Here is a 24745-nt window from a genome sequence, read left to right as displayed (position 1 = left end):
CATTTTCGGGGTTACATCTCCCAAAACTCTTCCCTATAAGGCCCTCCTAGCCTGATACCAGAATCGCGAGCACAACCGGCCGGGTCTTCCCGTCCCGGTTTTTTGTGCAAGCCGCCCGCCAAACGGAACTTCGCCATGCCAAGACGCACTGACATCAAGTCGATCCTGATCATCGGGGCCGGCCCCATCGTCATCGGCCAGGCCTGCGAGTTCGACTATTCCGGCACCCAGGCCTGCAAGGCGCTGAAGGAAGAGGGCTTCCGCGTCATCCTGGTCAATTCCAACCCGGCCACCATCATGACCGATCCGGAACTGGCCGACGCCACCTATATCGAGCCGATCACGCCCGAGGTCGTCGCCAAGATCATCGCCAAGGAGCGGCCCGACGCGCTGCTGCCGACCATGGGCGGCCAGACCGCGCTCAACACCGCTCTGTCGCTGCGCCGCATGGGCGTGCTGGAGCGCTACAATGTCGAGATGATCGGCGCCGATGCGACCGCCATCGACAAGGCTGAGGACCGCGCGCTGTTTCGCGAGGCGATGAAGAAGATCGGCCTGGAAACACCGAAGTCGATGCTGGCCAACGCCACCGACGTCAAGAACACCGACCGCAAGACGCATGAGGCCGAGCGCGCCGCCGTCAAGGCCGAGAAGCCGGCCGATCTCGACGCCGCGCTCGACGCGCTGGAAACCCGCTGGAACCTCGGCGAAGGCGACCGCAAGCAGCGCTACATCAGCCATGGCATGGCGATCGCCGCCCAGGCGCTCGACCATGTCGGCCTGCCCGCCATCATCCGCCCGTCCTTCACCATGGGCGGCACCGGCGGCGGCATCGCCTACAACAGGGCCGAATTCTACGACATCGTCCAGTCCGGCCTCGACGCCTCGCCGACCACCGAAGTGCTGATCGAGGAGAGCGTGCTCGGCTGGAAGGAGTACGAGATGGAGGTCGTCCGCGACAAGGCGGACAATTGCATCATCGTCTGCTCGATCGAGAACATCGACCCGATGGGCGTGCACACCGGCGATTCCATCACCGTCGCCCCTGCCCTGACGCTCACTGACAAAGAATACCAGATGATGCGCAACGCCTCGCTCGCGGTGCTGCGCGAGATCGGCGTCGAGACCGGCGGCTCCAACGTGCAGTTCGCCGTCAACCCCGCCGATGGCCGCCTCGTCGTCATCGAGATGAACCCGCGTGTCTCGCGTTCCTCGGCGCTGGCCTCGAAGGCGACCGGCTTCCCCATCGCCAAGATCGCGGCCAAGCTTGCTGTCGGCTACACGCTGGACGAGCTGGAGAACGACATCACCGGTGGCGCGACGCCCGCCTCGTTCGAGCCGAGCATCGACTACGTTGTGACCAAAATCCCGCGCTTTGCCTTCGAGAAATTCCCCGGCGCCGAACCGGTGCTGACCACCGCGATGAAGTCGGTCGGCGAAGTCATGGCCATCGGCCGCACTTTTCAGGAATCGCTGCAGAAGGCGCTGCGTGGCCTCGAAACGGGCCTCACTGGCCTCGACGAGATCGAGATCCCCGGCCTCGGCTACGGCGCTGCGACCGCCAACCACGCCGATGACCGCAACGCCATCCGCGCCGCGCTCGGCACGCCGACCCCCGACCGGCTGCGCATGGTGGCGCAGGCGATCCGCATGGGCACCTCGCTCGAAGACGTGCATTCCATGTGCAAGATCGACCCGTGGTTCCTCGAACAGATCGCCGGCATCGTCGCCATGGAAGCCCGCATCCGCGAGCACGGCATTCCGCAAGATGCCGTCAATCTGCGCATGCTGAAGGCGATGGGTTTTTCGGATGCCCGCCTGGCGTCGCTGACCAAGACCGATGCCGAGGTGATTTCGAGAATCCGCGACAAGCTGGACGTTCATCCCGTCTACAAGCGCATCGACACTTGTGCTGCCGAATTCGCCTCGCCCACCGCCTATATGTACTCGACCTATGAAGTGCCCTTCGCCGGCGCGCTGGCCAACGAAGCGCAGGTCTCGTCACGCAAGAAGGTCGTCATCCTCGGCGGCGGCCCGAACCGCATCGGCCAGGGCATCGAGTTCGACTATTGCTGCTGCCACGCCGCCTTCGCGCTGCGCGATGCCGGCTATGAAGCGATCATGATCAACTGCAATCCCGAGACCGTGTCGACCGACTACGACACCTCGGACAGGCTCTATTTCGAGCCGCTGACGGCCGAAGACGTGCTAGAAATCCTGCGCGCCGAACAGGCCTCGGGCGAACTGGTCGGCGTCATCGTCCAGTTCGGCGGCCAGACGCCGCTGAAGCTGGCGGATGCGCTGGAAAAGGCAGGCATCCCGATCCTCGGCACCTCGCCCGACATGATCGATCTGGCCGAAGACCGCGACCGCTTCCAGAAGCTGCTGCACAAGCTCGGCCTCAGCCAGCCGAAGAACGGCATCGCCTATTCGGTCGAGCAGGCCCGCCTCGTTGCCGGCGAGCTCGGCTTCCCGCTGGTCGTGCGCCCGTCCTATGTGCTGGGCGGCCGCGCCATGCAGATCATCCACGACGAGGGCATGCTGCAATCCTACCTGCTCGACACCGTTCCCGGCCTGGTGCCGGAGGACATCAAGCAGAAATACCCCAATGACAAGACCGGCCAGATCAACACGCTGCTGGGCAAGAACCCGCTTTTGTTCGACACCTATCTCTCCGGCGCCATCGAGGTCGATGTCGACTGCCTCTGCGACGGCAAGGCGACCTTCGTCTCCGGCATTCTGGAGCACATCGAGGAGGCCGGCATCCATTCAGGTGACTCGGCTTGCTCGCTCCCCGTTCACTCGCTGCCTTCGGAACTGGTCGACGAGCTGGAACGCCAGACGGCAGCGCTGGCCCGCGCGCTCAATGTCGGCGGCCTGATGAACGTGCAGTATGCGATCAAGGACGCCACGGTCTATGTGCTGGAGGTCAACCCGCGGGCATCGCGCACCGTGCCCTTCGTCGCCAAGACCATCGGGCGGCCCATCGCCAAGATCGCCGCCCGCATCATGGCCGGCGAGACGCTGGAAGACGCCTTCGCCCATTACGGCGCCATGCCGGACCCCAGAAACCCCGGCCACATCGCGGTCAAGGAAGCCGTCTTCCCCTTCGCCCGCTTCCCCGGCGTCGACATATTGCTCGGCCCGGAAATGCGCTCGACCGGCGAAGTCATGGGCCTCGACCGCGACTTTGCGCTGGCCTTCGCCAAGAGCCAGTTAGGGGCCGGCGTCGACCTGCCGCGCTCCGGCACGCTGTTCGTCTCGGTCCGCGACGAGGACAAGAAAGGCATCTTGCCGGCGGTGAAACGCCTGGCCGGCCTCGGCTTCAAGGTGCTGGCCACCTCAGGCACTGCCCGCTTCCTCGCCGAAAACGGCGTCGACGCGCAAAAGATCAACAAGGTGCTCGAAGGCCGCCCCCACATCGAAGACGCCATCCGCAACCGCCAGGTCCAGATCGTCTTCAACACCACGGACGGCCAGAAGGCGGTGTCGGACTCCAAATCGCTGCGGCGGGCAACGCTGATGCAGAAGGTGCCGTATTATACGACGCTCTCGGGTGCGGCTGCGGTGGCGGAAGCGATTGCGGCGCTGAAGGCGGGGAGCCTAGAGGTCAGGCCGCTGCAGGAGTATTTTGCGTAGCGCATATTGTTCGCAGATTGCAGCCGTCAAAACGATAAGCTATCCTAACCTAGCCAGTACTTGTACGGGCAAGGAGGGCCGCTGGACATCGGTTTTGGACACCGAGCCAGCGGCTCCCGTGGTCTCAGCTGGGCTGAGCTAGCCTCCCATTTGGACTGGGAAACTATTCGGTCGACGCCATCGCGCGAATTACATTCGCAATCTTACTGGCTTCCGCTGCTGTCAAATCATAAGGCAATCCCTGTATCTGAACGACGAGATCCGGCCTTATTGGTATAGGCAAGACTGATACAGATGCCGGGGGAGGGCCTGAAACACTCGCCACCGGTCGGAACACAGGCGGGTCGGGCGGACCTACCTCGCCCTGACCGCCGGTTTTCGGCCTCTCCGCTGCCTTGCGTCCGTTAAATTGAACCGCAGGTCGAAACGTCATTGGGTTGTTCTGGTAGTTCTTAAAGTCTACGATCGCCGCCTTTAAACGTCCTTTGTAAACATTCAAACTCTCAGGTTTATATTTAGAGCCTTGAAGATTAGCGAATCGGACAAAAAGCTGATCGATATCAACTACAGTGACGTCGTCAGCCTCATTTTCATCCAAAATACTTAGAACATTATTAGCCGCAGCTTTGCGGGCATTAGCTGTTGCCTTGTTCATCAACCCCTTTTTTGCAAGGTAGTCGAGGAAATCAAGTAGTGATTTGCGAGACTTTTTTCCGTCCATCGGGCCATCCTCTGGATAAGCAATAGCACGATTCGGACGAGATGCAACATAATTGTTGTCTGGTCAGACATTGTCTTTGTCTTAGACAAGCGCCGCCGGCTCACGCCACCGCCACGCACTCGATCTCGATATCAAACTCCATCGGCCAAGACGCCACCGGCACAAAACTCCGCGCCGGTGGGTTGACGCTGAAGTACCTGGCATAAACCCGGTTAATCGCGTTGTAGAAGCCGGAATTGACGGCGTAGATGCGCACCATCACCACGTTTTCCAGCGAGGTGCCGGCCGCTTCCAGGCAATGTTTCAGCGCCTTGAGCGACGCCTCGGTCTGGGTTTCGATATCGCCACGCACCATCTCGCCGGTCACCATGTCCACCGGTGGCGTCGCTGAGATGAACACGAAGCCGTTGGCCCTCACCGCGGTCGAACAGGGCAGCCCGAGTGAGCGCACCTTGTCTGACATGACGGGTACTTCGATGACTTCTCTTTTCATGGTGGTGCTCCCTGGGTTGAGGGGAGCTTATAGCGGTGGTGGAGGAAGGCCAGCGCAGTTCTTCCCTTCTCCCCTTCTTGTGGGAGAAGGTGGCACGGCGCGCTAGCGCCGGGTCGGATGAGGGGTGTTCCAGCGGAGTGAGGCGTTGGCGTTCCCTGGAGCACCCCTCATCCGTCGCCTTCGGCGACACCTTCTCCCGCAAGGGGAGAAGGAAGGCCCGCTCCTCACTTCACCCCTGCCCCGGATACGGCGTGCCGTCCTTGTGCAGAAACCGCCCATCCGAGTTCGGGCTCATCATGTCGATGTCGGAGCACGTAATGACATCGTCCGGGTTGCGCGAGCCGACCTCCAGATAGCGCGCCGTAACCGACGACCGGTTGATCATGTGATGGCCATTGCCGCTGTTCTTGGCGAAGGCAGCACTATCGCCGGCCCTGAGCAGCGTCTCGCCGCCATCCTCGACCAGCGTCAACTCGCCTTCCAGCACATAGACGAGCTCGTCCTCATGGCTGTGCCAGTGGCGCTGGCTCGACCAGCCGCCGGGCGGCAGCGTCATCAGGTTGACGCCGAAATCGGTGAGGCCGCCGGCGTCACCCAGGCGCCGGCGCGTGCGGGTGGCGCAAGGTGCGTCGAAGGGCGCGGGGTAGCCGGAGCCTTTGCGGACGGGCACGGTGGAGAGGTCGATCTTGGGCATGGGTGGCTCCATGGGTGGAGGGGGAAGTCTATACGACCGCTCACAACCACACCATCGAAGTCAGCGCTGCCCCTCATCTGCCTGCCGGCATCTTCTCCCCGTAAACGGGGCGAAGGGGCTGTCGCGACGCCGGCTCTTCTCCGGCAGCGAACAGGATTTAGCGAAGTCCCGCGCAGGCGTCTTTCTCCCCGTTTACGGGGAGAAATGCCCGGCAGGGCAATGAGGGGCAGCGCAAACGTCAAATAGATGGTGGCACAGCCGCCGCCTCGCCCCCCTAATGCAGCGCCGCCACATCCTTCAAATGCATCTCATGCATCTTCAGCGTATCCAGCGTCTTCTTGGCGAACTCCTTCAGCGCCGGGTCGTCGCCGGACTGGGCGTAGGTGGAGAACATCGCCACCGCCTGCTTGTGCGCCTGCGTCTGCAAGGTGATGTATTTGGCCTGGAAGGCATCGCCATTCAGCGCCTTGAGCTGGTCGAGCATCGCCTGGTCGTTGGGCAGCAGCGGGGGACCTTCAGGCGTTACCGATGCCGTGGTCTGGCTCTTCTCCAGCGCGGCCTTGAAGTCCTGCCCCGCCTTGGTGTGGTCCTTGACCATCAGCTCGGCGAAATCCTTCACATCGGCCGCGACGCCCTTCTTCAGAGCCAGCTTGCTGCTCTCGATCTCGAAGCGGTTGGCGCTGACCAGCGTTTTGGTGAAGGTGTCGGTGTCGACCTTGTTCTCCGACACGGGCGGTACGCCGGCGGCTGGAGCGGACTGCTGGGCAAAGGCGGAAGGCGCCCCGGCCATTAGGGCCAGCATAGCGATAGCAAGATGCGGTCTCATGATACTCTCCGTGACGGTGTCCTCGAAGGCCCAACGCGGCAGAGGCGGCGAGGTTGCCGAGGCGGGTCCCTTCTCCCGAGCGGGAGAAGGGTAACCTTCGGCCTCAGGACTGCAGCGTCACCTCGCCCTCATCCTCGCCATCCCAGTAATGGGCACGCGTGGCCTCGACCTTGATCATGGCCAGGCCAGGCGTGTCGGTGCCCTGCTCGAACCATTCGTCGATATCCTCGTTCCAGTGTTCTTCGAATGCCGCCTTGTCGCGGATGATCTCTGCCTTGCCTTCGACGGCGACCCAGAAGCCGTCATCGCCCTTGAACGCCAGCGAGACATTGGCGTCGCGCTCGATCTCAGCCACGACATCCGACTTCTCCCAGGTGAAGTAGTAGGAGGAGCCTTCATAATCGACGTCCTGGTTGTTGCTCATCGGCCGGCCGGCGATGGCACCGCCATCTGCGTGGGTGGACAGCATGGCGACATCGATGTCGCGCATTTTCTCGGCAATATCGGCAAGGCTGCGGTCTGGCATGGCGTGCTCCAGTCAAAGGGGTTGGCTAGGGCAACGTCCGATCGTCGCTTTGGTTCTCCCTTTCTCCTTCTCCCTGTGGGGGAAGGGAAAGCCGGCGCCCCTCAATGACAACACCCCGCGCCATACTGCAGCTGCTCCCTCCAATCCGGCCTTCCCTCCGGGGTAAAATCCATCAGGTTCCACAGGATCTCGCAGGTGCCGATGGCGCGCGGGTCCTGGCCTGGCTCGGGCGGCGCGAAGCCAAGCTCGGAAGACCAGAAATGCCTGATGTCGTCACCATCGCGGTGGAACACCGACAGCAGCGGCATCTGCGCGCCGTCGGCATCTTCGGCATTGTAGTCGCGCTTGAAGCTGTTGTTGGCCGAGGAAACCAGCCGCATATGGCGCCAGCCTCGGTCGCGGCCAAGCGTGACCAGGTTTTCCAGCCCGGTCTTGGCCACAACCACAAAATTGAAACCGGCGGCTTCCAGATGCCCAACGGCACCATCGAGCTGGTCGAGCAGCGCCGTGCAGGATGGGCATGGCTGGTCGGGCCGGGCGAGCTTGGCCGTGCCGCCGCCTGCGGCCACGTCGCGCGTTTCCTGCGGGTGGCGCGGAAACATCATTTGATAGAGGATAAGCGAGTCCTTGCCGGGCGCGAACAGCTCCGAAAGTTTTGTCTTCGCCCGCTTGCCGTCGGCATCGAGCGCATCGAAGACATAGTCCTGGCGGATCAGCCCGCCCGGCGGCAGTGCGCGGCGCGCCTCGGCCACGGCTTCCATGGCGCGGCGCAACTCGATTTCCTTCTTCAAGAGCTTTTCGCGGGCGGTGCGATATCTGGCGGATTCGTTGGGAAAGGTGATCATGGCGGCTCCTTGGGTCCGCGCGCCGGCGTCCCGGCACGGCTGTTCTACGACCCAAGGACGTTTGGCTGCACCCGGTTCCCGACATTTCCGCCAATCACGGCGGATCGATGAATCCCATCTCGGTCGGCTCGACAACATCCGTGTCGCGTTCCCAGCCCTCATTCTCCAGCTTCATGCTCTGGATCGCCACCGCGTTGGCGTTGGCATCGAGTTCGGGCAGCATCTGCACCTCCGAAGGCCAGCAGCGGTAGATTTTGTAGGCAAGCGCGAGCTGGCGGGCTTCGTTGTGGAACTCGAGGATGAGATCCTTGCGGAAATCCCTGAGCGAGATATCGCCGCCGGCCTGCAGGTCCCAGACCTTGTTGGCCCAGCGCTCGAATTCGAGGTCGTGGGTCACGCCGCGCTCGATGGTGATCGGCTCGAAGCGGGTGATGCCAGGCGATTTGCGGGTTGTGCCGGCCTCGCCGCCGTCGCGATGTTCGACGACATCGGTGGTGCGTTTCAAGGCGCTGATCTTGGAAATGCCGGCGACATAGCGGCCGTCCCATTTCACCCGAAAACGATAGTTCTTGTAAGGGTCGAAACGCTGCGGATTGACGGTGAATGGCGGCATTTCAAAGCTCCTCCTGGCCCGTCCCATCCGCATTGTCGGCCAGGTATCGGCGGCGTGCAAGCGTCCGGATCGTTCAGGAACGGTCGGCAGGGAGCCGATGAATTGCATGATGACGACGAGGTCGTCGATTGATCGCCTTCAGCGAGCGCTTCTTACCCAGCCCAGTTCACCTCGAACATGCCGAGCCGGTCGTAGAGCCTGACTGCGGCGGCGTTCGCGACCGTATTGGTCTTGAGGTCGACATGGGCCGCACCCCGGTCGCGGAAGGTGGCAAAGGCGTGCCACATCAGTGCCTCGCCGATGCCTCGGCCACGCGCCTCGGGATGAACGGCGAAATCTTTGACGAAGGCGCTCGTCCAGCACAGTGCCGCCGCCGCCAGCCGGCCCTTGGCGTCGATGACGAGGAAACACAGCGCCGGGTCGAATTCGGGATCGTCTGATATACGCGGCCACCATTCGTCGAACGGGCCATCGGTGCCGTCATCGAACACTTCGCTCAGCAACGCATGCAGGGGCAGCGCGTCACCGGGCTCGAGAGAGCGCATGACAAAGCCTTCCGGCCAGTGCGGCGCAACGAGCGTCTCGTCGAGGATCTTGCGCAGCCGGATGTCGTTTTGGGCCGGCGGGCGCGGTTCGGGCATCGCGCTCAGGCGTCGGGCTGCAGGCGGTGCCGCTTGCGGTCGACACCGAGGCCGGTCGCCTCCAGCAAGCCCTTGCGCTTGGCGTCGAAATAATAGCCGGTCTGGTAGAGCCAGTCGGCCTTCTTGGCGTTGCCCTCGGCCACCAGCCAAGCGCCGCGCAGATATTTGACCGCGTATTTGAGGTTGGTGTCGGCATCGAACAGGCCCTTGGGCGGGCCGTCATAGCCCATGCCGCGCGCCGTCGCGTGCTTGATCTGCATCAGCCCCCAATGGCCATTGTTGTAGGCCTTGGGGTTGTAGGTGCTCTCGCGGTTGACGACATGGCGCACCAGATCGACCGGCACCTGGTAAAGCGCCGCATATTTGACGATCAGCCGATCGACGTCGCCACGCACGCCCACATGGCCTTGTTCCGCTTCCGCCGAAGCGACCGGACCAACCGGCGCGGACGGGAACTGCACGAGTGCAGCCGGATTCTGCGGCATGACATAGGCCACCTGCTGCACGCCGGGCAGTTTCTGGCCACTTCTGGCAACAGCCGGCATCACGATACCGGCTGTCGTATAGGTCTCGGCTGCTGCGACAGGCTTACCGGCGCGCGCCGGCGCGGGCGCCTGCCAGGCATTGGCGGTCATCACAGCGGGCACGGCCGGTGCGGCAGGCGTCGAGCCGGCAAAGGCGGCGGTTGCGGCTGCTGCCGGTTGGACGGCGGCGTCGAGCGGCGCGGCGGTCGGGCCAGGCGTCAATTCAGCGGTCTGGACCGGGGCAACGCCAGAGGATTGCGGCAGCACCGAAACCGTCTCCGGCAACGGAATGGTGAAGCCGGCATCGCTGCCTGCAGCGGTCGCGGTTTCGGTCAGGGAAGGCGCTGCCTTCATCTGCGAGGTCGAGGTGCAGCCGCTGATGCCGGCCGCCGCCATGATCAGGCCGATCGCGATAAGGGTATGTTTTGCTGGCAAGCCGCGCACGGGTCCGGTTCGTCGGGTGTTAATAAATCCCTTACACCAGCGATTCAGGGCGGGCAATCGGGGCCATCAGGTGGTTTTCGGGTGGCGGGACTCGGGCCGAACTGCCATATTGTTCTCCATATGTACCAGCGCAAATGCCGGTTTTCGCCACTTTGCGGAAAGGAACGCATGATGGAAACGACAGCTTCGATCACAGCCGGCCACGCAGTGTTAGAAACAGTGATCGGCTTCATGGGCATCGCCTGGAGCGAAAAGGGCCTGATCCGGCTCTGCCTGCCCGAACGCAGCCGCGAAGCGGTGGAGCGCCGGCTGATGCGCCACGCCGGCGTTTCGGCCAATACCGAGCAGCCGCAATGGGTGGTCGAGCTCATCGCCTCGATCAAGGCCTACGCCTCAGGCGAGGACATCGACTTCTCCAGTGTGCCGGTCGATCTCGACGGCGTCGACGATTTCCGCCTCGCCATCTACGACGCGGCGCGAAAGCTTGGCTACGGCGAAACCACCACCTATGGAGAACTGGCCAAGCGCGCCGGCCAGCCCGGCTTGCCGCGCGAGACCGGTGCTGCCCTTGGCGCCAACCCGGTGCCACTGGTCATCCCGTGCCACCGCATCATGGCCGCCGGCGGCAAGATCGGCGGTTTCTCCGCTCCCGGCGGCTCCGTCACCAAGGAAAAGATGCTGGCCATGGAAGGCGTGCGCGTCGGCCCGCCGCCGCCGGCGCAGGTTTCGTTCGGGTTCTGAACCGCCGGCGCCGACACTGCCCTTCCGCCTCGGTCCATTCGACGTCTGGGAAAGAACGGCCGGAAGATTACGGCCGTTCTCTTTGGAGGCTGCGGATCAAGTCGAGGTTCGTCGCCAGGTCAGTCCCACTTCATCTCACCCTTGGCGACCTTGGATCCGACATCGAGGGCGACGCCCATACCGAGGCCGGGGAAGCGGGCCTCCATGGCGGCCTTTAGCGCGGCGCTGTCGGCCGCCTTGCTCAGTTCGTCCTCGAAGGTGAGAAGATAGGACTTGGTGAATTCCACGGCCGAGGGACCGGTCGCGGCATCGGGGTCCATGTGGCCAGGCACCACGACGGTCGGCTTGCGGGCGGCGATCGCCTCCAGCGTCTTGACCCAGGCGGCGCGGCTTTCCCTGGTCTGCGTGTCGGCGGTCCAGACATGAACACCGGCAAAGATCATCACACCACCGAACACGGCGTTGAGCGACGGCACGAACAGGTACCGGCGGTTGGCGAGTCCTTCTTCCGCATTGACGATCTCGATCGTCTCGCCGTCGACACTAAGCGTTGGGCCGTCGAATGCTTCGGGCAGCACGATGTCGGACAGCGCCTGGGGGCCGTTTTCCTTCAGTTGCGGGCCCCAGACCGCGAGCTTTTTCTCCACGCTGCCTTTGATGGCGTCGAGCGTGGCGGAGGCAGCAATCACTTTTGCCTCCGGGAAGGCTTCCCTCACCGGCTTCAGGCTGAAGTAGTAATCGGGATCGGACTGGCTGACATAGATGGTGGTCAGCTTCTTGCCGGTGGCCTTGATGGCCTCGGCGAGTGCCTTGCCGTCCGGATAGGTGAAACCGCCGTCGATCAACAGGGCTTCGCTCGGCCCCGACAGCAGCACCGGCGCGCGGAAAAAGCCATTCGGACCCGCGGGGAAGTGTTTCCAGTCAAGCTTGCTGCCGGCGGCCTGGCCGCGCCCAGCGGAAGCGAAGACGGCGGCTGCGCCAACGGCCAATGAGGTCTTGATGATCTGTCTTCTCGTGAACATGGAACAGCTCCTCGAATGATTGGGATCGGGTCGCGCTGGCAATCCGCGGGTCTGCCGCCGATTGAGAGAACGGTGAGGACAGTAGCTCCGCCGGATTAATTGATAAACTGCGTGCAATAATACAGACTGTATGCCATAGGCCTACAATCAACCGAAGGCGTTCCCGTGGAACCAGTCAACCTCAACCGCCTCGCCTATTTTGCTACCGTCATCGACGCAGGCTCGTTTACCCGGGCAGCCGAGCGACTTGGCATCACGAAAGCCGTCGTCAGCCAGCAGGTCGCCCGCCTTGAAGCCGAGCTGCAGACCACGCTGCTCGTGCGCACGACGCGGAGGCTCGAGCCGACCGAAGCAGGCCGTCTTTTGCATGCACGTTGCGTTCTGATCCTGCGGGACGTTGAAGAGGCCGTCGCCGAGGTTGGCGAGGGCAACACCGAAGTGGCCGGCGTGCTGCGCGTTTCTGCGTCCAATGACTATGGCGCTATCGTGCTGGCCCCGATCGCCGCCCGCTTTCGGCAGAAATTTCCGGCCTGCGGCGTCGAACTGTTCATTTCCGATGCAATCATTGATTTGATCGGCAACAAGATAGACCTGTCCATCCGGGTTGGCTGGCTTGAAGACTCCAGCCAGCAGGCGCGACGCATCGGCACCTTCCGGCAAATCCTGGTCGCATCGCGGGATTTCGCCGCCGGGGTCAAGGTAGACGAACCGGGAGACCTTTCTCCCTTGCCGCTCGTTGCCAATTCCGTCCTTCGCAAGCCATTCACCTGGAGCTTCAGCCGAGGCGATTTCGAGCGGCGCACCATCACCATGCGCGAGACGTTCTCCATCAACTCGACCCCGGCCGTCCTGGAAGCGACGCTCGCTGGCGGCGGACTGGCGGTTCTGCCGGACTATCTGGTCGTCGACCATCTATCGCAGGGTCGTCTCGTTCATATGCTCCCGGACTGGGCGCTGCCCTCCGGCGGCATTCACGTGGTCTACCCGCCCGCGCGCTTTCGCCCGCAGAAGGTGACGCGGTTCGTGTCCATGCTCATGGAACAGATTCGCGACTGAATGCACATGCCGCCGAGAGGCGCGGTTGTTCGGTTAGGCGGTCGGCTTCCGGTGCGGTCGATGTCTGGCCTAGTGGTGGTGGAAGAACCGCCGGTGAAAATGCTCGTTGTCGGGCCGCTTGCAGTTATAGACCGGGCACGACTTGGTGTCGGCGCTCGGCACATAGGCGCGCGTCCTGACCTCGCCCATGGTGCAGAATTGCTGGCTCTGCACATAGCGGTCGTAGAGCGGCAGTCCCGGCACGCGCGTCGACTGGTATCGCAGGATCACTGCGCCCTGGCGCGCGATCGTCGACTGCACCTTGCCGCAGCTCATATGCGTCGGGTCATAGCGCGAGATCGCCTGCGCCTCGGCGGCCACCAGCGTAAGACAGGCAGCAAGCACAATGGTTTTCATGAATCCCTCCCTGCGGATCGCTGCGCTTGGCCTGCGATCCTGATGCCACGCTTTTACCAGATTGGGGCAATCATTGGGCAACCCTTTGATCACAGCCCTTTCACACAGTCTTGTTTTTTGTGCGAAAGCAGCCTATATCAGCCCCATTGATATTTCGGCCGATCGATCCGGGCCTCGCGATAATCGCGTTTGCTGACGTCTATCTCCAAAATCTCGATGCACACCGGCTGGACCTCGGTCCGGTCAATCTAAAGCAAATGTGAAGGACTATCTAAAATGGCAACTGGAACGGTCAAGTGGTTCAACGCCACCAAGGGCTTCGGCTTCATCCAGCCTGACGCGGGCGGCGCGGACGTTTTCGTCCACATCTCCGCTGTCGAGCGTGCTGGACTGTCGACCCTGGTCGAAGGCCAGAAGATCAACTTCGAGATCGAGCAGGACCGCCGCACTGGCAAGTCGTCCGCTGGATCTCTGAGCAAGGCAGCCTGATTTTGCGATAGCGCGCGCCGGACGAGAGTTCGGGGCGCGCGGCAAGTCACGGATGTACTGACAGTCGCGCGAGAAGCGCGCTGGAGCGGAAGACCCGACAAGCTGGATCGGCAGATAGCTGCCAGCCCGGACCGGACGCTCCCAATCAGGCTACCAAGCACGGGAAGGCGGGATTTATCCCGCCTTTTTTGCGTCTGGGGTTGAGGCATTTCGCTTTGCGACCCCGATCATGTATTTTCAATTCATGACCAAGCTCGAACAGATCCAAAGATCGATCGCAGCCCTGAGCCCCAAAGAACTAAAAGCCTTTGCCAAATGGTTCGAGGCGTTCCAGGCAGACGTATGGGACAAGCAGATCGAGGCCGATGCAAAGGCAGGTCGACTGGACGAGTTTGCCGAAAAGGCGTTGGCCGAGGTTCGAGCCGGAAACTTTCGACGTTTTTAGCCGCAGCGCCGAGACCTTTTCAAGAATTCGCTCTGGCGAGTCAGATAGCGTGGTTTTCGAGAACCGGAGCGGAGCGTACATTTAAGTACGTGAGCACCGGAAGCGCAGAAAACCGCGCTAGGTGGCCGCCGGAGTAGAATTATTGGGAAGGTCTCAACCCACCCACTCGATCGGCACGTGCCCCGGATCCGCCTCCACGCGGCCAAGCCAGGTCACGACCGCCGGATAGGCGTCGAGCTGGAAGCCGCCTTGCTCCGCCGTGTGCGTGTAGGCATAGAGCGCGATGTCGGCGACGCTGAAGGCGCCGCCGGCGAAGAAGGCGTTGGTCTCCAGATATCTGTTCATCACGCCGAGCGCCTTGTTGCCGCGTTCCAGCGTTACCGCCAGCCGCTCGGGCGTCGCATCCCCAGCGCGTTCGGGAAAGGTCAGCAGCGCCTTGCGCACGGCAATGTAGGGCTCGTGGCTGTACTGCTCGAAGAACAGCCATTGATAGGCAAGCCCGCGCTCATATCTGTCCGCCGGCAGGAAGCGCGTGCCTTCGGCGAGATAGAGCAGGATGGCGTTGGATTCGGCCAGAAGCCGGCCGTCGTCGAGTTCGAGCAGCGGCACCATGGCGTTGGGGTTCTTGGCGATAAAGTCGGCTTTTCGCGTGTCGCCGCTATGCGAACTCACCTCGATCGTGGTGAAGGCGAGGCCAAGCTTGGCCATCAGCAGGCGCGGCTTGTAGCAATTGCCGCTGTCGATCATGCTGTACAGTATCATGGACGGTCCCCGCAGCGTTGCCTTGTAAAGGGATTATCGCAGCGGCGGCGGCGCCAACCAATGATTTGTTTTGGCGCGACCATCAGCGCCGCTGATGCAAAGTCCTGGCAAAGAGGGGCACGACCTTGTTGTCGAAGCCCAGCAGCGCGTCGATCACCAGCGGCTCTTCGTTGAAGATCGTCCCGGCCAGCGCCGGCCGGCCCAGAAGAAAGCCCTGCAGCAGGTCGACGCCGCCTTCCAGTGCGACGCGCAGATGGACGGACTGCTCGATGCCTTCGACCAGCACCTTGGCGCCACGGTCATGCAGGCTCGACACCAGCGGGCGGAAAAACCGCTCGGCGGCGGCGTGGCGGCAGAATTCCGCGAACCAGCCGCCATCGATCTTCACGATATCGGGCTGGAGCAGGCTCACCCGCTCCTCGGTCGAATGGCCGGTGCCGAAATCGTCGATGGCGATGCGGATGCCGTCGCGCCGCATTTCGCGCACCAGCCGCGCGAGAAGCGCCTCATCAGCCGCCTGTTCGGTGATTTCGCAGACCAGCATGCGCGGAGCCAGCCCGAGCTCGCCCAGATGCCGGCTCATCAGCCGGATCTCGGCCAGCGCCCGCCCGGGATGGTCGTTGATCATCGGATTGTAGTTGAAGAACAGATCGAGCCCGTCGACACCGATGTTGTGGAAATTCCTGAGATGCAGCACCCGGCACATGGTCTCGACAAACAGCCGGTCCGGCACGTCGATGCTTTCAAAGAATACCCGCGGCGACACGGGCCGGCCGGCACGGTGCGGCTCGATCAGGCCCTCGACCGCCACCGCGTGCAAAGTCCGGCCATGCGGGGCGAAGATCGGCTGGTAGGCGCTGCGCAGGCGGAAGTCGCCAAGGACACCATATTCGATGCCGATCTCGTCGGCGAAGATCGCATCGCTGGCATTGCGCCGCCGCTCCAACCTCATGGCGCGACCCGGCGCCCGAAGGCCTTTGCCGGCCGAGTCGCATGCGATGCGACCGGGGGCGTCGATGCGGCAGTGGCGGGAACGGCTTGCGGCGTGGTCTTGCCGAAAACGCGAAAACTGGTCGGCGCCAGCTCCGGCCGCGCCAAGACGAAACCCTGGACCATCGAAGCGCCAGACTTTTCGGCCAGCTCCAACTGCCATCCCTCCTCGATGCCCTCGAACACCGTGCGGATACCCTGTTCCTCGAAGTTTTTCACCATGGTGGTCAACAAAGCGAAGCCGGCGCCGGATTCCATCAACTGGTTGATCCAGGTGGCGTCGAACTTGACGATGTCGGGCTTCAATTCCTTGATGCGGTGGATGTCGGAATCGTCGGCGCCATAGTCGTCGACGGCGATGCGAAACCCGTTGCCCCTGAGTGCGGCGACGAAGCTGTGCAGGGTCTCCTGCGATGCCGACCTCTGCTCGGTCACCTCGCACACCACGCGGCCAGGATCGATGCCGGCTTCGTGCAGCACCAGCCGCATTTCGCGCAAAGCATTGTCGGCGACCGATCGCTCGGTAAACACCGACGGGTCGAAATTGACGAAGATCGACGCCTCCTGCGGCAGGCAGGCGCCGGCATTCAGCAGATGCAATGTCCTGGTCAGCGCCTCGACATGCAAGCGGTCGGCGGCCGGACAGGTCGAGAAGAAGGCCATCGGCGATTGCGGTTCGCCGTTGCGGAACGGCCGGATCAACCCTTCAAAGGCGGCAACCGACAGCTTTCCCTCCTTGAAGGCGAAGATCGGCTGGAAGGCACTTTGCAGCGTGTAGATACCCCAGACACCGGACGAGGTGCCGTCATCATGACGGATGATGTGGGCAAGCCCAATGCTGCGCGACACGGTTCCTCGCTCCGCGAACTGGCGGAATGGATGGCGATCCTGCCATGCAAGCCTCTACCGCCCGTTAATGAATTTAGTGTTGCCGATCACGCCGCATTGACCGCGCCGTCCCACCTGGCACAGCCGAGAAGGCTTGCACTGAGCGAAATCATGCGACATGAGAAGCGCCGCGGCCGCTCCTGGCCGCGCCGATCTTCTCAAGGAGAGATATCTGGTCATGGCCTTCCTTGCCGACACCCTTTCCCGCGTAAAGCCTTCCGCCACCATCGCCGTGACGCAGAAAGCCCGCGAGCTGAAAAATGCCGGCCGTGACATAATCGGGCTGGGCGCCGGCGAGCCGGATTTCGACACGCCCGACAACATCAAGAATGCGGCGATCGAGGCGATCCGCCGTGGCGAGACCAAGTACCCGCCGGTTTCGGGCATCGTGCCGCTGCGCGAGGCGATCGCGAAAAAGTTCAAGCGCGAGAACAATCTCGACTACAGACCCGAGCAGACCATTGTCGGCACCGGCGGCAAGCAGATCCTGTTCAATGCCTTCATGGCGACGCTTAATCCCGGCGACGAGGTCATCATCCCCCGCCCCTATTGGGTCAGCTACCCCGAGATGGTGGCTATCTGCGGCGGCACGTCGGTGTTTGCCGACACTTCGATCGACAATGGCTTCAAGCTGACGCCAGCCGTGCTGGAAAAGGCGATCACGCCGAAGACCAAATGGCTCTTGATGAACTCGCCGTCCAACCCGTCGGGCGCCGCCTACACGGAAGCCGAATTGCGCGCGCTGGCCGATGTCTTGTTGAAGCATCCGCATGTCTGGACGCTGACCGACGACATGTACGAGCACCTGACCTATGGCGATTTCGTCTTCAAGACTCTCGCCGAGGTCGAACCGAAGCTATACGAGCGCACGCTGACCATGAACGGCGTGTCGAAAGCCTACGCCATGACCGGCTGGCGCATCGGCTATGCCGCCGGTCCCGTACAGCTGATCAAGGCGATGGACATGATCCAGGGCCAGCAGACCTCGGGCGCCTGCACCATCGCGCAATGGGCCTCGGTCGAGGCGCTCAATGGCCCGCAGGATTTCATCGCCAAGAACAAGGCTATCTTCCAGGGGCGGCGCGATCTTGTCGTCTCGATGCTCAACCAGGCGCGTGGCATTTCTTGCCCGTCGCCGGAAGGCGCCTTCTATGTCTATCCGTCCTGCGCCCAGCTGATCGGCAAGAAGACCAAGGCCGGCAAGGTGATCGATACCGACGAGGCCTTCTGCTCGGAATTGCTCGAAGCCGAAGGCGTCGCGGTGGTGTTCGGCTCGGCCTTTGGCCTTGGCCCCAACTTCCGTATCTCCTACGCGACCTCGGATGCGCTGCTGGAGGAAGCCTGCACACGCATCCAGCGTTTTACCGCGTCGCTGACCTGATCGGGTAAAAGCTGAAACTGAAAAACCCGGCGTCGCTGCCGGGTTTTTGTTGTCCAGAAACGTCACGCCTGCTGCTTCGCCTCCCTGGCCGAACGCGCCTCGGCGGGCGCCAGGACAGCGATCAACAGGGCAGCGGTCAGGAACGCGCCGATCGCGGCCGTTACCATCGCCGCATGGAAGCCCCCGGCATAGGCGACGGCGAACAGCTGATGCACGCCGCCCTCGCCAATCGCCGCGTCGGTCGCGAAATCATGCCGAGAGATGGCGGCGCGGGCCACCGCTGCGGCGTTGGCGACGCCGGCATCACTGAGATATCCGGTCAAAAGGTTCGTCGCCCGCATGCTCATCAAGGCGCCGAGCAGCGCGATGCCAATGGCAAGCCCGCTCTGGCGGGTGGCATTGATGACGGCCGACACCATGCCCGAGCGCTCACGCGGTGCATAGGACATGGCGGCGGCACTTCCGGTCGGGATCGCCAGCGAATTGCCGAGGCCGCCGATGGCAAACAGAACGCACAGCGCCCAATAGGGCGTCGACGGTCCGGCCCAGCACATGCCGAGCATCGAGAGGCCGATCAGCACATAGCCTGCTGTCATCAGCGCCGAATGGCCATACCGGGCACTGAGCCTGCCGACAAAAGGCGACACCACCATCTGGACGATGAAGGCCGGCGCCATGCGCAGGCCGGTCTGAGTCGGCGACCAACCCTGCACCTGCTGCAGGAACATCGAGAAGAAGAAGACGCTGGTGTAGGAGGTGAAGCCGAGCGCGAACGAGGCGACGTTGGCAACGGCAAAGCGCACGTCGCGGAACAGGCCGAGTGGCAGCATCGGCCGTGGCGTGCGCGCTTCGAAGCCAAGGAATACCGCCAGGCCAATGACACCGGCGACAATGGCCGTGACCGTCCTGGGGTCGCCCCAGCCGGTCTCGCCGGCCGAGATCAGGCCGAAGGTCAGCGCGCCGAGCCATAGGATCGAAAGCGCCAGGCCGACAAGGTCGAGATGGGCATGTTCGGGATGCGCCGTCTCGTCGATCGACACAGCACCGAGCACGATCGTCACCAGGCCGAGCGGCAGGTTGATCAGGAAAATGCTCTGCCAGCCGACCGTCTGCACCAGTATGCCGCCCAGCACGGGACCGACCAGCAGCGAAATGGCGGCGAAAGAGGCCCAGCCGCCGATGACGCCGGCCCGCTCGCGCGGATCCGGGAAGGCCTGCGTCAGGATCGACAGCGCGCCCGGAATGAGCAGCGAGCCGGCAATGCCTTGCACCACCCGGCCGGCCATGAGCGCTGGCAGGTTGGGCGCGATGGCGCAGATCAGCGAACCGGCAACGAAGATGCCGACACCGGCCAGCCACGAGCGCTTGCGGCCATAGCGGTCGCCGATCAGGCCGGACGACAGCATGAAGGCCGACAGGCACAGCGTGTAGGCATCGACAACCCATTGCAGGCCGCCGAAATCGGTGTGCAGCGCCTGCTGGATGGTCGGCAGCGCGACATTGACGATGCTGACGTCGAGCAGAGCAACGAAGGAGCCGAGATAGACGGCGGCGACAAGAGGCAGGCGACTTTTCGGCATGGCATGTCCAGACATCAGCTTTCGCAGCCATCTACGACAGCGGCGAACTCGCAGCAAACCTCTCGGCGCTGTTCCTCAGGATGTTGCGGCCCGAATAAGCCCGCAGCACTCAGCCGCCATATTGCTCGGCGGTCACGGCTTCCAGCCAGTCGGCATGGACGCCGTCCAGCGCTTCCTGCATGGCGATATGCGTCATTGCCGTCTTCGGTCCGGCACCATGCCAGTGCTTCTCGCCGGGCGCGAACCAGATCACGTCGCCGGCCCTGATCTCCTGGACCGGGCCATCCAATGTCTGCGCAAGCCCGGCGCCGGAGGTGACATAGAGCGTCTGTCCGAGCGGATGCGTGTGCCAGTGGGTGCGCGCGCCGGGCTCGAAACTGACCAGCGTGGCCCTGAGCCGCGCCGGCGCCTCCGCCTCTATGATCGGCGTCTGCAGAACCCGGCCGGTGAAATATTTTTCCGGCGCTATGATGGTCGGCACGCTGCCGCAAGCAATGATCTTCATCGTCTGATCCCAACACTGGTGGTGAAGCGACTGGCGGCAAAAGCCGCTCCTCATCGAGGCAGAAAACATTCTCGACCGATATCATCCGGGGCGCAACCGGCCGTTTCGGCGGCTGGGAGAGAGACGCGGGTTTCCTCCTTAACCATGAACCTTTCCCACATGGCGACACGGAGCGAAACAACGGCGAATTCAATGTCTTCTTAACGGCTGGCCTCTAGCCCTGTGCCTGCATTGCAGGGGGCGATGAGATGAGCATACTGGCGACGATCAAGGACCACAGCGGCCGTATCTACCGCGGCATCCAGGTCCTGCTTCTGCTCAGCATCGCCACTGCGGCACTCGGCGCCCTCGACATCTCGCGGAACCTGCCCTCGGGCGGCGCCTTCACCGTCTCGATCCTGGCCACCGGCCTCGCCTTGCTCGCGCTGATGCACATGCGTAGCAGCGTCGTCCATCGCTTGCGCTCAGCGGCCGCCGCCGAAGCGGAAAAACATCATTTCCTGACCCGGGACGTCATGACCGGAGCGATGACACGGCGCTACTTCCTCGAAGCGCTGCGCGACAGCCTGGGCACCATGCGCGACCGGCGCGAAGCGACCTTGCTGTTGATCGACGTCGATCATTTCAAGCAGCTCAACGACACGTTCGGCCATCAGTTCGGCGATCTCGCCTTGGTGCACCTGGTCAAGACGTCAGAGCGCATCTTCGCCGGCGGCATGGTCGGACGGCTCGGCGGCGACGAATTCGGTGTCATCATTCCGCACAGCGACCTCGCTGCCATCAACAAGGATATCAGGCAATTGCTCGATACGATGCGGGCCGGCAAATCGCATGAAGGCAAGACCATTCCGCTCTCCATCTCGGTCGGCGTGGCGCTGGCGCCGGCGCACGCCTCGAACACGATGGAACTGATGCTGGTGGCCGATTTGGCGCTCTATGAAAGCAAGGCGGCGGGCCGTGGCCGAGTCACCGTGTTCGACGAGGAGATGCTGTCCGACAAGCGCTACCGCCGCCTGGTCGAGCGGGAATTGCGCGCGGCGGTGTATCTGGGCGAACTCGAGCTGCACTACCAGCCGATCGTCAACCCGGACGGGTCGACTTATGCCTTCGAGGGCCTGATCCGCTGGCGCCATCCGGTTCGCGGGCTGATCTCGCCGGCCGAATTCATCCCCATTGCCGAACGCTCGACGCTGATCGACATGCTCGGCGAATGGGTGTTCAAGCGGGCTTGCGCCGACATCAGTCATTTCCCCGGCCGCCGCATCTCCATCAACGTCTCCGGCGAGCAGCTGAAGCGCGACGAGATCGTCACCATGTGCGACCGCGTGCTGAAGGAGACCGGCCGCTCGGCGGCGCAGTTCATCATCGAGATCACCGAGACGGTGGCGACCGCCGCCACGCCGGAAATCCTGCGCCGCCTCGAAGCGTTGCGCGGCCTCGGCTTCCACATCGCGCTCGACGATTTCGGCACCGGCCATTGCGGCTTCAACTATCTGAAGACCCTGCCCATCGACAGCATCAAGATCGACCGCTCCTACATACGCAGCCTCGCCCATGACCAGGTGGCACAGATCTTCGTTTCGGCGCTGGCGCAGATCGCGCGCATCCAGGACGTCACCATCGTGGCGGAGGGCGTGGAGACGCAGGAAGAGTTCGCTCTGGCCAAGGCAGCCGGCTGCAACCGTTTCCAGGGCTATTTCTTCGGCAGGCCGGCGCCGCGTGACAAGGTTGGTCCCGTGCGGGCCGCCAACACCGAACCGCTGGCGCTCAGCGCCTGAAACAGCCCAGCACCGGATTTCTATTTTCCTTGCCCTGCCGGCAAACAAGTGGGACGATGGTTTCGGGCAGGTGGCTAAAGAACCCCGCCCGCGACGGTCGAACAGGCCGGCCGCCGCTCAGGACCGATTGACCACGCCTGAACCATGCATGCCAGTCGGTCCCTAGGGAAACGCCTGAGTGGAGGTCAGTCATGGGTACTCGCGCCGGAGGACGACGCACGGGACCGAAATGCATTGCCATAGTCGGTCCCTTTGCCAGCGGTAAGACGACACTTCTCGAAGCCATATTGGCCCGTACGGGCGCCATTCCCCGACAAAATCCCGTTTCATCGGGCAGCACTGTCTCAGACCATTCGCCGGAGGCGCGCGCCCACGCCATGAGCGTCGAAGCGACGATCGCCACCACCGAATTCATGGGCGAGCAGATCACCTTCGTCGATTGTCCCGGCTCGATCGAATTCTCCTTCGAGGCCGAACCGGTGCTGGCCGCCTGCGATCTCGCGGTGGTGGTTGCAGAGGCCGACGAAAAGAAGATCCCTGCCCTGCAGCTCATCATGCGCAAGCTCGACGATCTCGGCGTGCCGCGCATCCTGTTCCTCAACAAGGTCGACAAGGCGATAGCAGGCGTGCGCGACACGCTGAAGATGCTGCAGCCGGCAAGCTCGGTGCCGTTGCTGTTGCGCCAGATCCCGCTGCGCAAGGACGGCATCGTCATCGGCTCGATCGACCTGGCGCTGGAGCGCGCCTACATCTACCGCGAATATGCCGAGAGCGAAGTGGCTCAGATACCGGGCGACGACAAGGCGCGCGAACTGGAAGCACGCTTCTCCATGCTGGAGACCTTGGCCGACCATGACGACCAGTTGATGGAGCATCTGCTCGAGGAGATCGAGCCCCCCAAGGATGCGATCTTCGACGACCTCGCCGCCGATCTGCGCGATGGCGCGGTGACGCCGGTGCTGATCGGCACCGCGGAGAAAGGCAATGGCGTGCTGCGCCTCTTGAAGGCGATCCGCCATGACGCGCCCGACATCGAGGCGACCCGCAAGCGGCTCGGCTTGGCCGATGGCACGGCCACCGTGGTCCAGGTGATGAAGACCATCCACACGCCCCATGGCGGCAAGCTGTCGGTGTCGCGCATCCTGTCCGGCCAGGTCGCCGACGGCGGGGAATTCTGGCTGCCTGGCGGCGACACCGCCAAGGTTTCCGGCATCTACAAGATGCTCGGCAAGGACCAGTTCAAGCTCACCGCCGCCAAGGCCGGTGACACCGTGGCGCTGGGCAAGCTGGACGAGGTCAAGACCGGCCAGACACTGACCTCGGCCAAGGGCGGCACAAAACAGCTGTTCCAGTTCGAGCCGCCGCAGCCGGTCTTCGCCTTCGCCCTGCGGCCCAAGGAGCGCAAGGACGAGGTCAAGATGTCGGCCGCCATCCAGCGGCTGGCCGAGGAAGACCCTTCGCTCAGCCTGCGCCACAACCAGGACTCGGCCGAGACGGTGCTGTCTGGCCATGGCGAGATGCATCTGCGCGTCGTGCGCGAGCGGCTGGAGGGCAAGAACCAGATTCCGGTCGAAGGCCATGCCCCGGCGGTGCCCTATCGCGAGACGATCCGCAAACCGGCGCAACAGCGCGGCCGCCACAAGAAACAGTCGGGCGGCCATGGCCAGTTCGGCGATGTGGTGATCGAGATCAAGCCGCTGCCGCGCGGCTCGGGCTTCCAGTTCACCGACACCATCACCGGCGGCGTCGTGCCAAAGACTTACATCCAGTCGGTCGAAACCGGCGTACGCGATTACCTGAAGACCGGCCCGCTCGGCTTCCCCGTCGTCGACGTCGCCGTCAACCTGTCGGACGGCTCCTACCATGCGGTCGATTCCTCCGACATGGCCTTCCAGATGGCGGCGAAGCTGGCGATGAAGGAAGGCATGGCCGCCTGCTCGCCGGTGCTGCTGGAGCCGGTGATGAAGGTCGAGATCGTCACGCCGTCGGAAGCGACCTCGAAAATCATCGCACTCATCCCGCAGCGGCGCGGCCAGATCCTTGGCTATGACGCGCGCGCCGACTGGCCGGGATGGGATGTCGTCGAGGCGACTATGCCGCAAGCCGAGATCGGCGACCTGATCATCGAGCTGCGCTCGGCAACAGCGGGCGTCGCCAGCTATCGCGCCGCCTTCGATCACATGGCCGAACTCACCGGCCGTCTCGCCGACGAAGCAATGAACGCCAACGGCAAGGCAGCCTGATTCCGTCTAGATCAGCCACTCTCTCCCCGTTCTACGGGGAGAGATGTCCGGCAGGACAGCGAGGGGCAGCGTCAACGTTGAGATTGTCAAAGTTGGTGATGCGGCAGGACCAACGCGTGTCGCCTCAAAAGTGAGACGCGGCTTGGGAAACAACATGCCCAAAACCAAAAACGACGCCCGGGGGGCCGGACGCCGTTTTGTTTGCGGACCGTTTTCTTGGGAGGAGAAACGGCAGGTCCGCCGCATATGCAGTCGCCGCGCTTTGGCGGAAAAGGTTCGGACGCGGTAGCCGCCTGAGCCCGGGTCGTCCGAGTGATGCCCCCATCTCCCGTCCGAACCACACCGCGTCCTATGATCTGCTTAGCAGGTCGAGGGCGCCCTTGTCATGTTACCAGAGGTTACATGTCACTGTTACGCGGCAATTCTGGTGAATTTCTCAGCCACCCCAGCAGGGTTCAGGCAACAAAAAAGCCGGATCAACGAAGATCCGGCTGAGTTTGATT

Annotated in this window: 24 protein-coding genes; 8 read left to right on the top strand and 16 right to left on the bottom strand. The window is 63.1% G+C overall.

Annotated features, from left to right (window positions below; translation table 11 throughout):
- Positions 1–135: 135 nt before the first annotated feature.
- The gene (gene carB, locus EB235_RS13300; RefSeq protein WP_027030526.1) at positions 136–3639 is read left to right on the top strand and encodes a carbamoyl-phosphate synthase large subunit; all 3504 of its coding nucleotides are present in this window, start codon (positions 136–138) and stop codon (positions 3637–3639) included.
- A 163-nt stretch (positions 3640–3802) separates the two neighbouring features.
- Here the strand turns inward: carB and EB235_RS13295 are convergent, their stop codons facing one another.
- The 9 genes from EB235_RS13295 to EB235_RS13255 all read right to left on the bottom strand — a co-directional run bounded on the left by EB235_RS13295 (position 3803) and on the right by EB235_RS13255 (position 9966).
- The gene (locus tag EB235_RS13295) at positions 3803–4360 is read right to left on the bottom strand and encodes a hypothetical protein (protein WP_155256403.1); all 558 of its coding nucleotides are present in this window, start codon (positions 4358–4360) and stop codon (positions 3803–3805) included.
- A 100-nt stretch (positions 4361–4460) separates the two neighbouring features.
- Complete coding sequence (locus EB235_RS13290; protein WP_027030527.1) at positions 4461–4853, bottom strand: RidA family protein; 393 nt, start codon at positions 4851–4853, stop codon at positions 4461–4463.
- 229 nt (positions 4854–5082) lie between these two features.
- The gene (locus EB235_RS13285; protein ID WP_027030528.1) at positions 5083–5547 is read right to left on the bottom strand and encodes a cupin domain-containing protein; all 465 of its coding nucleotides are present in this window, start codon (positions 5545–5547) and stop codon (positions 5083–5085) included.
- Positions 5548–5821: 274 nt separating this feature from the next.
- Positions 5822–6373, bottom strand: a complete 552-nt coding sequence (locus tag EB235_RS13280; protein WP_027030529.1) for a DUF4142 domain-containing protein — start codon at positions 6371–6373, stop codon at positions 5822–5824.
- 103 nt (positions 6374–6476) lie between these two features.
- Entirely contained in the window at positions 6477–6899 is a 423-nt protein-coding gene (locus tag EB235_RS13275; RefSeq protein ID WP_027030530.1) for a pyridoxamine 5'-phosphate oxidase family protein, read from the bottom strand.
- Positions 6900–7000: 101 nt separating this feature from the next.
- Entirely contained in the window at positions 7001–7744 is a 744-nt protein-coding gene (locus tag EB235_RS13270) for a DUF899 family protein (protein ID WP_027030531.1), read from the bottom strand.
- Positions 7745–7838: 94 nt separating this feature from the next.
- The gene (locus EB235_RS13265) at positions 7839–8357 is read right to left on the bottom strand and encodes a phage tail protein (RefSeq protein WP_027030532.1); all 519 of its coding nucleotides are present in this window, start codon (positions 8355–8357) and stop codon (positions 7839–7841) included.
- A gap of 152 nt (positions 8358–8509) precedes the next feature.
- On the bottom strand, positions 8510–8998 hold the full coding sequence (locus EB235_RS13260) for a GNAT family N-acetyltransferase (protein ID WP_027030533.1): 489 nt from the start codon (positions 8996–8998) through the stop codon (positions 8510–8512).
- A 5-nt stretch (positions 8999–9003) separates the two neighbouring features.
- Positions 9004–9966, bottom strand: a complete 963-nt coding sequence (locus EB235_RS13255; RefSeq protein ID WP_246741414.1) for a transglycosylase SLT domain-containing protein — start codon at positions 9964–9966, stop codon at positions 9004–9006.
- Between the two features lie 171 nt (positions 9967–10137).
- On the opposite strand from EB235_RS13255, the gene EB235_RS13250 reads away from it, so the two are divergent.
- The gene (locus EB235_RS13250) at positions 10138–10707 is read left to right on the top strand and encodes a methylated-DNA--[protein]-cysteine S-methyltransferase (RefSeq protein WP_027030535.1); all 570 of its coding nucleotides are present in this window, start codon (positions 10138–10140) and stop codon (positions 10705–10707) included.
- 119 nt (positions 10708–10826) lie between these two features.
- On the opposite strand, the gene EB235_RS13245 is transcribed toward EB235_RS13250, so the two are convergent.
- Positions 10827–11729, bottom strand: a complete 903-nt coding sequence (locus EB235_RS13245; RefSeq protein ID WP_027030536.1) for an MBL fold metallo-hydrolase — start codon at positions 11727–11729, stop codon at positions 10827–10829.
- A gap of 165 nt (positions 11730–11894) precedes the next feature.
- Between EB235_RS13245 and EB235_RS13240 the strand changes: the two genes are divergently transcribed.
- On the top strand, positions 11895–12785 hold the full coding sequence (locus EB235_RS13240) for a LysR family transcriptional regulator (protein ID WP_027030537.1): 891 nt from the start codon (positions 11895–11897) through the stop codon (positions 12783–12785).
- Between the two features lie 69 nt (positions 12786–12854).
- On the opposite strand, the gene EB235_RS13235 is transcribed toward EB235_RS13240, so the two are convergent.
- Positions 12855–13181, bottom strand: coding sequence for a hypothetical protein (locus EB235_RS13235; RefSeq protein WP_027030538.1), 327 nt, complete (start codon positions 13179–13181; stop codon positions 12855–12857).
- A 276-nt stretch (positions 13182–13457) separates the two neighbouring features.
- On the opposite strand from EB235_RS13235, the gene EB235_RS13230 reads away from it, so the two are divergent.
- Both EB235_RS13230 and EB235_RS13225 read left to right on the top strand, forming a co-directional pair.
- Entirely contained in the window at positions 13458–13670 is a 213-nt protein-coding gene (locus tag EB235_RS13230) for a cold-shock protein (RefSeq protein WP_010910991.1), read from the top strand.
- A gap of 244 nt (positions 13671–13914) precedes the next feature.
- Positions 13915–14115, top strand: coding sequence for a hypothetical protein (locus tag EB235_RS13225; protein ID WP_027030539.1), 201 nt, complete (start codon positions 13915–13917; stop codon positions 14113–14115).
- A gap of 153 nt (positions 14116–14268) precedes the next feature.
- Here the strand turns inward: EB235_RS13225 and EB235_RS13220 are convergent, their stop codons facing one another.
- From EB235_RS13220 to EB235_RS13210, 3 genes are all read right to left on the bottom strand, one after another.
- Entirely contained in the window at positions 14269–14877 is a 609-nt protein-coding gene (locus EB235_RS13220; protein ID WP_027030540.1) for a glutathione S-transferase family protein, read from the bottom strand.
- A gap of 82 nt (positions 14878–14959) precedes the next feature.
- A complete protein-coding gene (locus EB235_RS13215; RefSeq protein WP_027030541.1) occupies positions 14960–15829 on the bottom strand; it encodes an EAL domain-containing protein in 870 nt (289 codons plus the stop codon).
- Positions 15826–16716 carry an EAL domain-containing protein gene (locus EB235_RS13210; RefSeq protein ID WP_027030542.1) on the bottom strand — a complete coding sequence of 297 codons (891 nt, stop codon included), beginning with the start codon at positions 16714–16716 and terminating at the stop codon, positions 15826–15828. The genes EB235_RS13215 and EB235_RS13210 overlap by 4 nt, the downstream gene beginning before the upstream one ends.
- Before the next feature lie 217 nt (positions 16717–16933).
- On the opposite strand from EB235_RS13210, the gene EB235_RS13205 reads away from it, so the two are divergent.
- Positions 16934–18136, top strand: coding sequence for a pyridoxal phosphate-dependent aminotransferase (locus EB235_RS13205; RefSeq protein WP_027030543.1), 1203 nt, complete (start codon positions 16934–16936; stop codon positions 18134–18136).
- A gap of 62 nt (positions 18137–18198) precedes the next feature.
- On the opposite strand, the gene EB235_RS13200 is transcribed toward EB235_RS13205, so the two are convergent.
- Both EB235_RS13200 and EB235_RS13195 read right to left on the bottom strand, forming a co-directional pair.
- Complete coding sequence (locus tag EB235_RS13200; protein WP_027030544.1) at positions 18199–19716, bottom strand: MFS transporter; 1518 nt, start codon at positions 19714–19716, stop codon at positions 18199–18201.
- A gap of 109 nt (positions 19717–19825) precedes the next feature.
- Positions 19826–20221 carry a (R)-mandelonitrile lyase gene (locus EB235_RS13195; RefSeq protein WP_027030545.1) on the bottom strand — a complete coding sequence of 132 codons (396 nt, stop codon included), beginning with the start codon at positions 20219–20221 and terminating at the stop codon, positions 19826–19828.
- Between the two features lie 248 nt (positions 20222–20469).
- Here EB235_RS13195 and EB235_RS13190 point away from each other — a divergent pair, with 248 nt between their 5' ends.
- Both EB235_RS13190 and EB235_RS13185 read left to right on the top strand, forming a co-directional pair.
- Positions 20470–21999, top strand: coding sequence for a putative bifunctional diguanylate cyclase/phosphodiesterase (locus EB235_RS13190; protein ID WP_027030546.1), 1530 nt, complete (start codon positions 20470–20472; stop codon positions 21997–21999).
- A gap of 191 nt (positions 22000–22190) precedes the next feature.
- A complete protein-coding gene (locus EB235_RS13185; RefSeq protein WP_027030547.1) occupies positions 22191–24242 on the top strand; it encodes an elongation factor G in 2052 nt (683 codons plus the stop codon).
- Positions 24243–24745: the final 503 nt, after the last annotated feature.

The sequence above is a fragment of the Mesorhizobium loti R88b genome (assembly GCF_013170845.1).
In the GTDB taxonomy this organism is placed as follows: domain Bacteria; phylum Pseudomonadota; class Alphaproteobacteria; order Rhizobiales; family Rhizobiaceae; genus Mesorhizobium; species Mesorhizobium loti_B.
Note: the sequence above shows the minus strand (reverse complement) of the source record. Positions and strands in the feature narration are given on the sequence as shown.

Excerpts from the sequence above, each read along its gene's own strand:
- carB (WP_027030526.1), top strand. The coding sequence starts at position 136 with ATGCCAAGACGCACTGACATCAAGTCGATCCTGATCATCGGGGCCGGC.
- EB235_RS13295 (WP_155256403.1), bottom strand. The coding sequence starts at position 4,360 with ATGGACGGAAAAAAGTCTCGCAAATCACTACTTGATTTCCTCGACTAC.
- EB235_RS13290 (WP_027030527.1), bottom strand. The coding sequence starts at position 4,853 with ATGAAAAGAGAAGTCATCGAAGTACCCGTCATGTCAGACAAGGTGCGC.
- EB235_RS13285 (WP_027030528.1), bottom strand. The coding sequence starts at position 5,547 with ATGCCCAAGATCGACCTCTCCACCGTGCCCGTCCGCAAAGGCTCCGGC.
- EB235_RS13280 (WP_027030529.1), bottom strand. The coding sequence starts at position 6,373 with ATGAGACCGCATCTTGCTATCGCTATGCTGGCCCTAATGGCCGGGGCG.
- EB235_RS13275 (WP_027030530.1), bottom strand. The coding sequence starts at position 6,899 with ATGCCAGACCGCAGCCTTGCCGATATTGCCGAGAAAATGCGCGACATC.
- EB235_RS13270 (WP_027030531.1), bottom strand. The coding sequence starts at position 7,744 with ATGATCACCTTTCCCAACGAATCCGCCAGATATCGCACCGCCCGCGAA.
- EB235_RS13265 (WP_027030532.1), bottom strand. The coding sequence starts at position 8,357 with ATGCCGCCATTCACCGTCAATCCGCAGCGTTTCGACCCTTACAAGAAC.
- EB235_RS13260 (WP_027030533.1), bottom strand. The coding sequence starts at position 8,998 with ATGCCCGAACCGCGCCCGCCGGCCCAAAACGACATCCGGCTGCGCAAG.
- EB235_RS13250 (WP_027030535.1), top strand. The coding sequence starts at position 10,138 with ATGGAAACGACAGCTTCGATCACAGCCGGCCACGCAGTGTTAGAAACA.
- EB235_RS13245 (WP_027030536.1), bottom strand. The coding sequence starts at position 11,729 with ATGTTCACGAGAAGACAGATCATCAAGACCTCATTGGCCGTTGGCGCA.
- EB235_RS13235 (WP_027030538.1), bottom strand. The coding sequence starts at position 13,181 with ATGAAAACCATTGTGCTTGCTGCCTGTCTTACGCTGGTGGCCGCCGAG.
- EB235_RS13230 (WP_010910991.1), top strand. The coding sequence starts at position 13,458 with ATGGCAACTGGAACGGTCAAGTGGTTCAACGCCACCAAGGGCTTCGGC.
- EB235_RS13225 (WP_027030539.1), top strand. The coding sequence starts at position 13,915 with ATGACCAAGCTCGAACAGATCCAAAGATCGATCGCAGCCCTGAGCCCC.
- EB235_RS13220 (WP_027030540.1), bottom strand. The coding sequence starts at position 14,877 with ATGATACTGTACAGCATGATCGACAGCGGCAATTGCTACAAGCCGCGC.
- EB235_RS13215 (WP_027030541.1), bottom strand. The coding sequence starts at position 15,829 with ATGAGGTTGGAGCGGCGGCGCAATGCCAGCGATGCGATCTTCGCCGAC.
- EB235_RS13205 (WP_027030543.1), top strand. The coding sequence starts at position 16,934 with ATGGCCTTCCTTGCCGACACCCTTTCCCGCGTAAAGCCTTCCGCCACC.
- EB235_RS13200 (WP_027030544.1), bottom strand. The coding sequence starts at position 19,716 with ATGCCGAAAAGTCGCCTGCCTCTTGTCGCCGCCGTCTATCTCGGCTCC.
- EB235_RS13195 (WP_027030545.1), bottom strand. The coding sequence starts at position 20,221 with ATGAAGATCATTGCTTGCGGCAGCGTGCCGACCATCATAGCGCCGGAA.
- EB235_RS13190 (WP_027030546.1), top strand. The coding sequence starts at position 20,470 with ATGAGCATACTGGCGACGATCAAGGACCACAGCGGCCGTATCTACCGC.
- EB235_RS13185 (WP_027030547.1), top strand. The coding sequence starts at position 22,191 with ATGGGTACTCGCGCCGGAGGACGACGCACGGGACCGAAATGCATTGCC.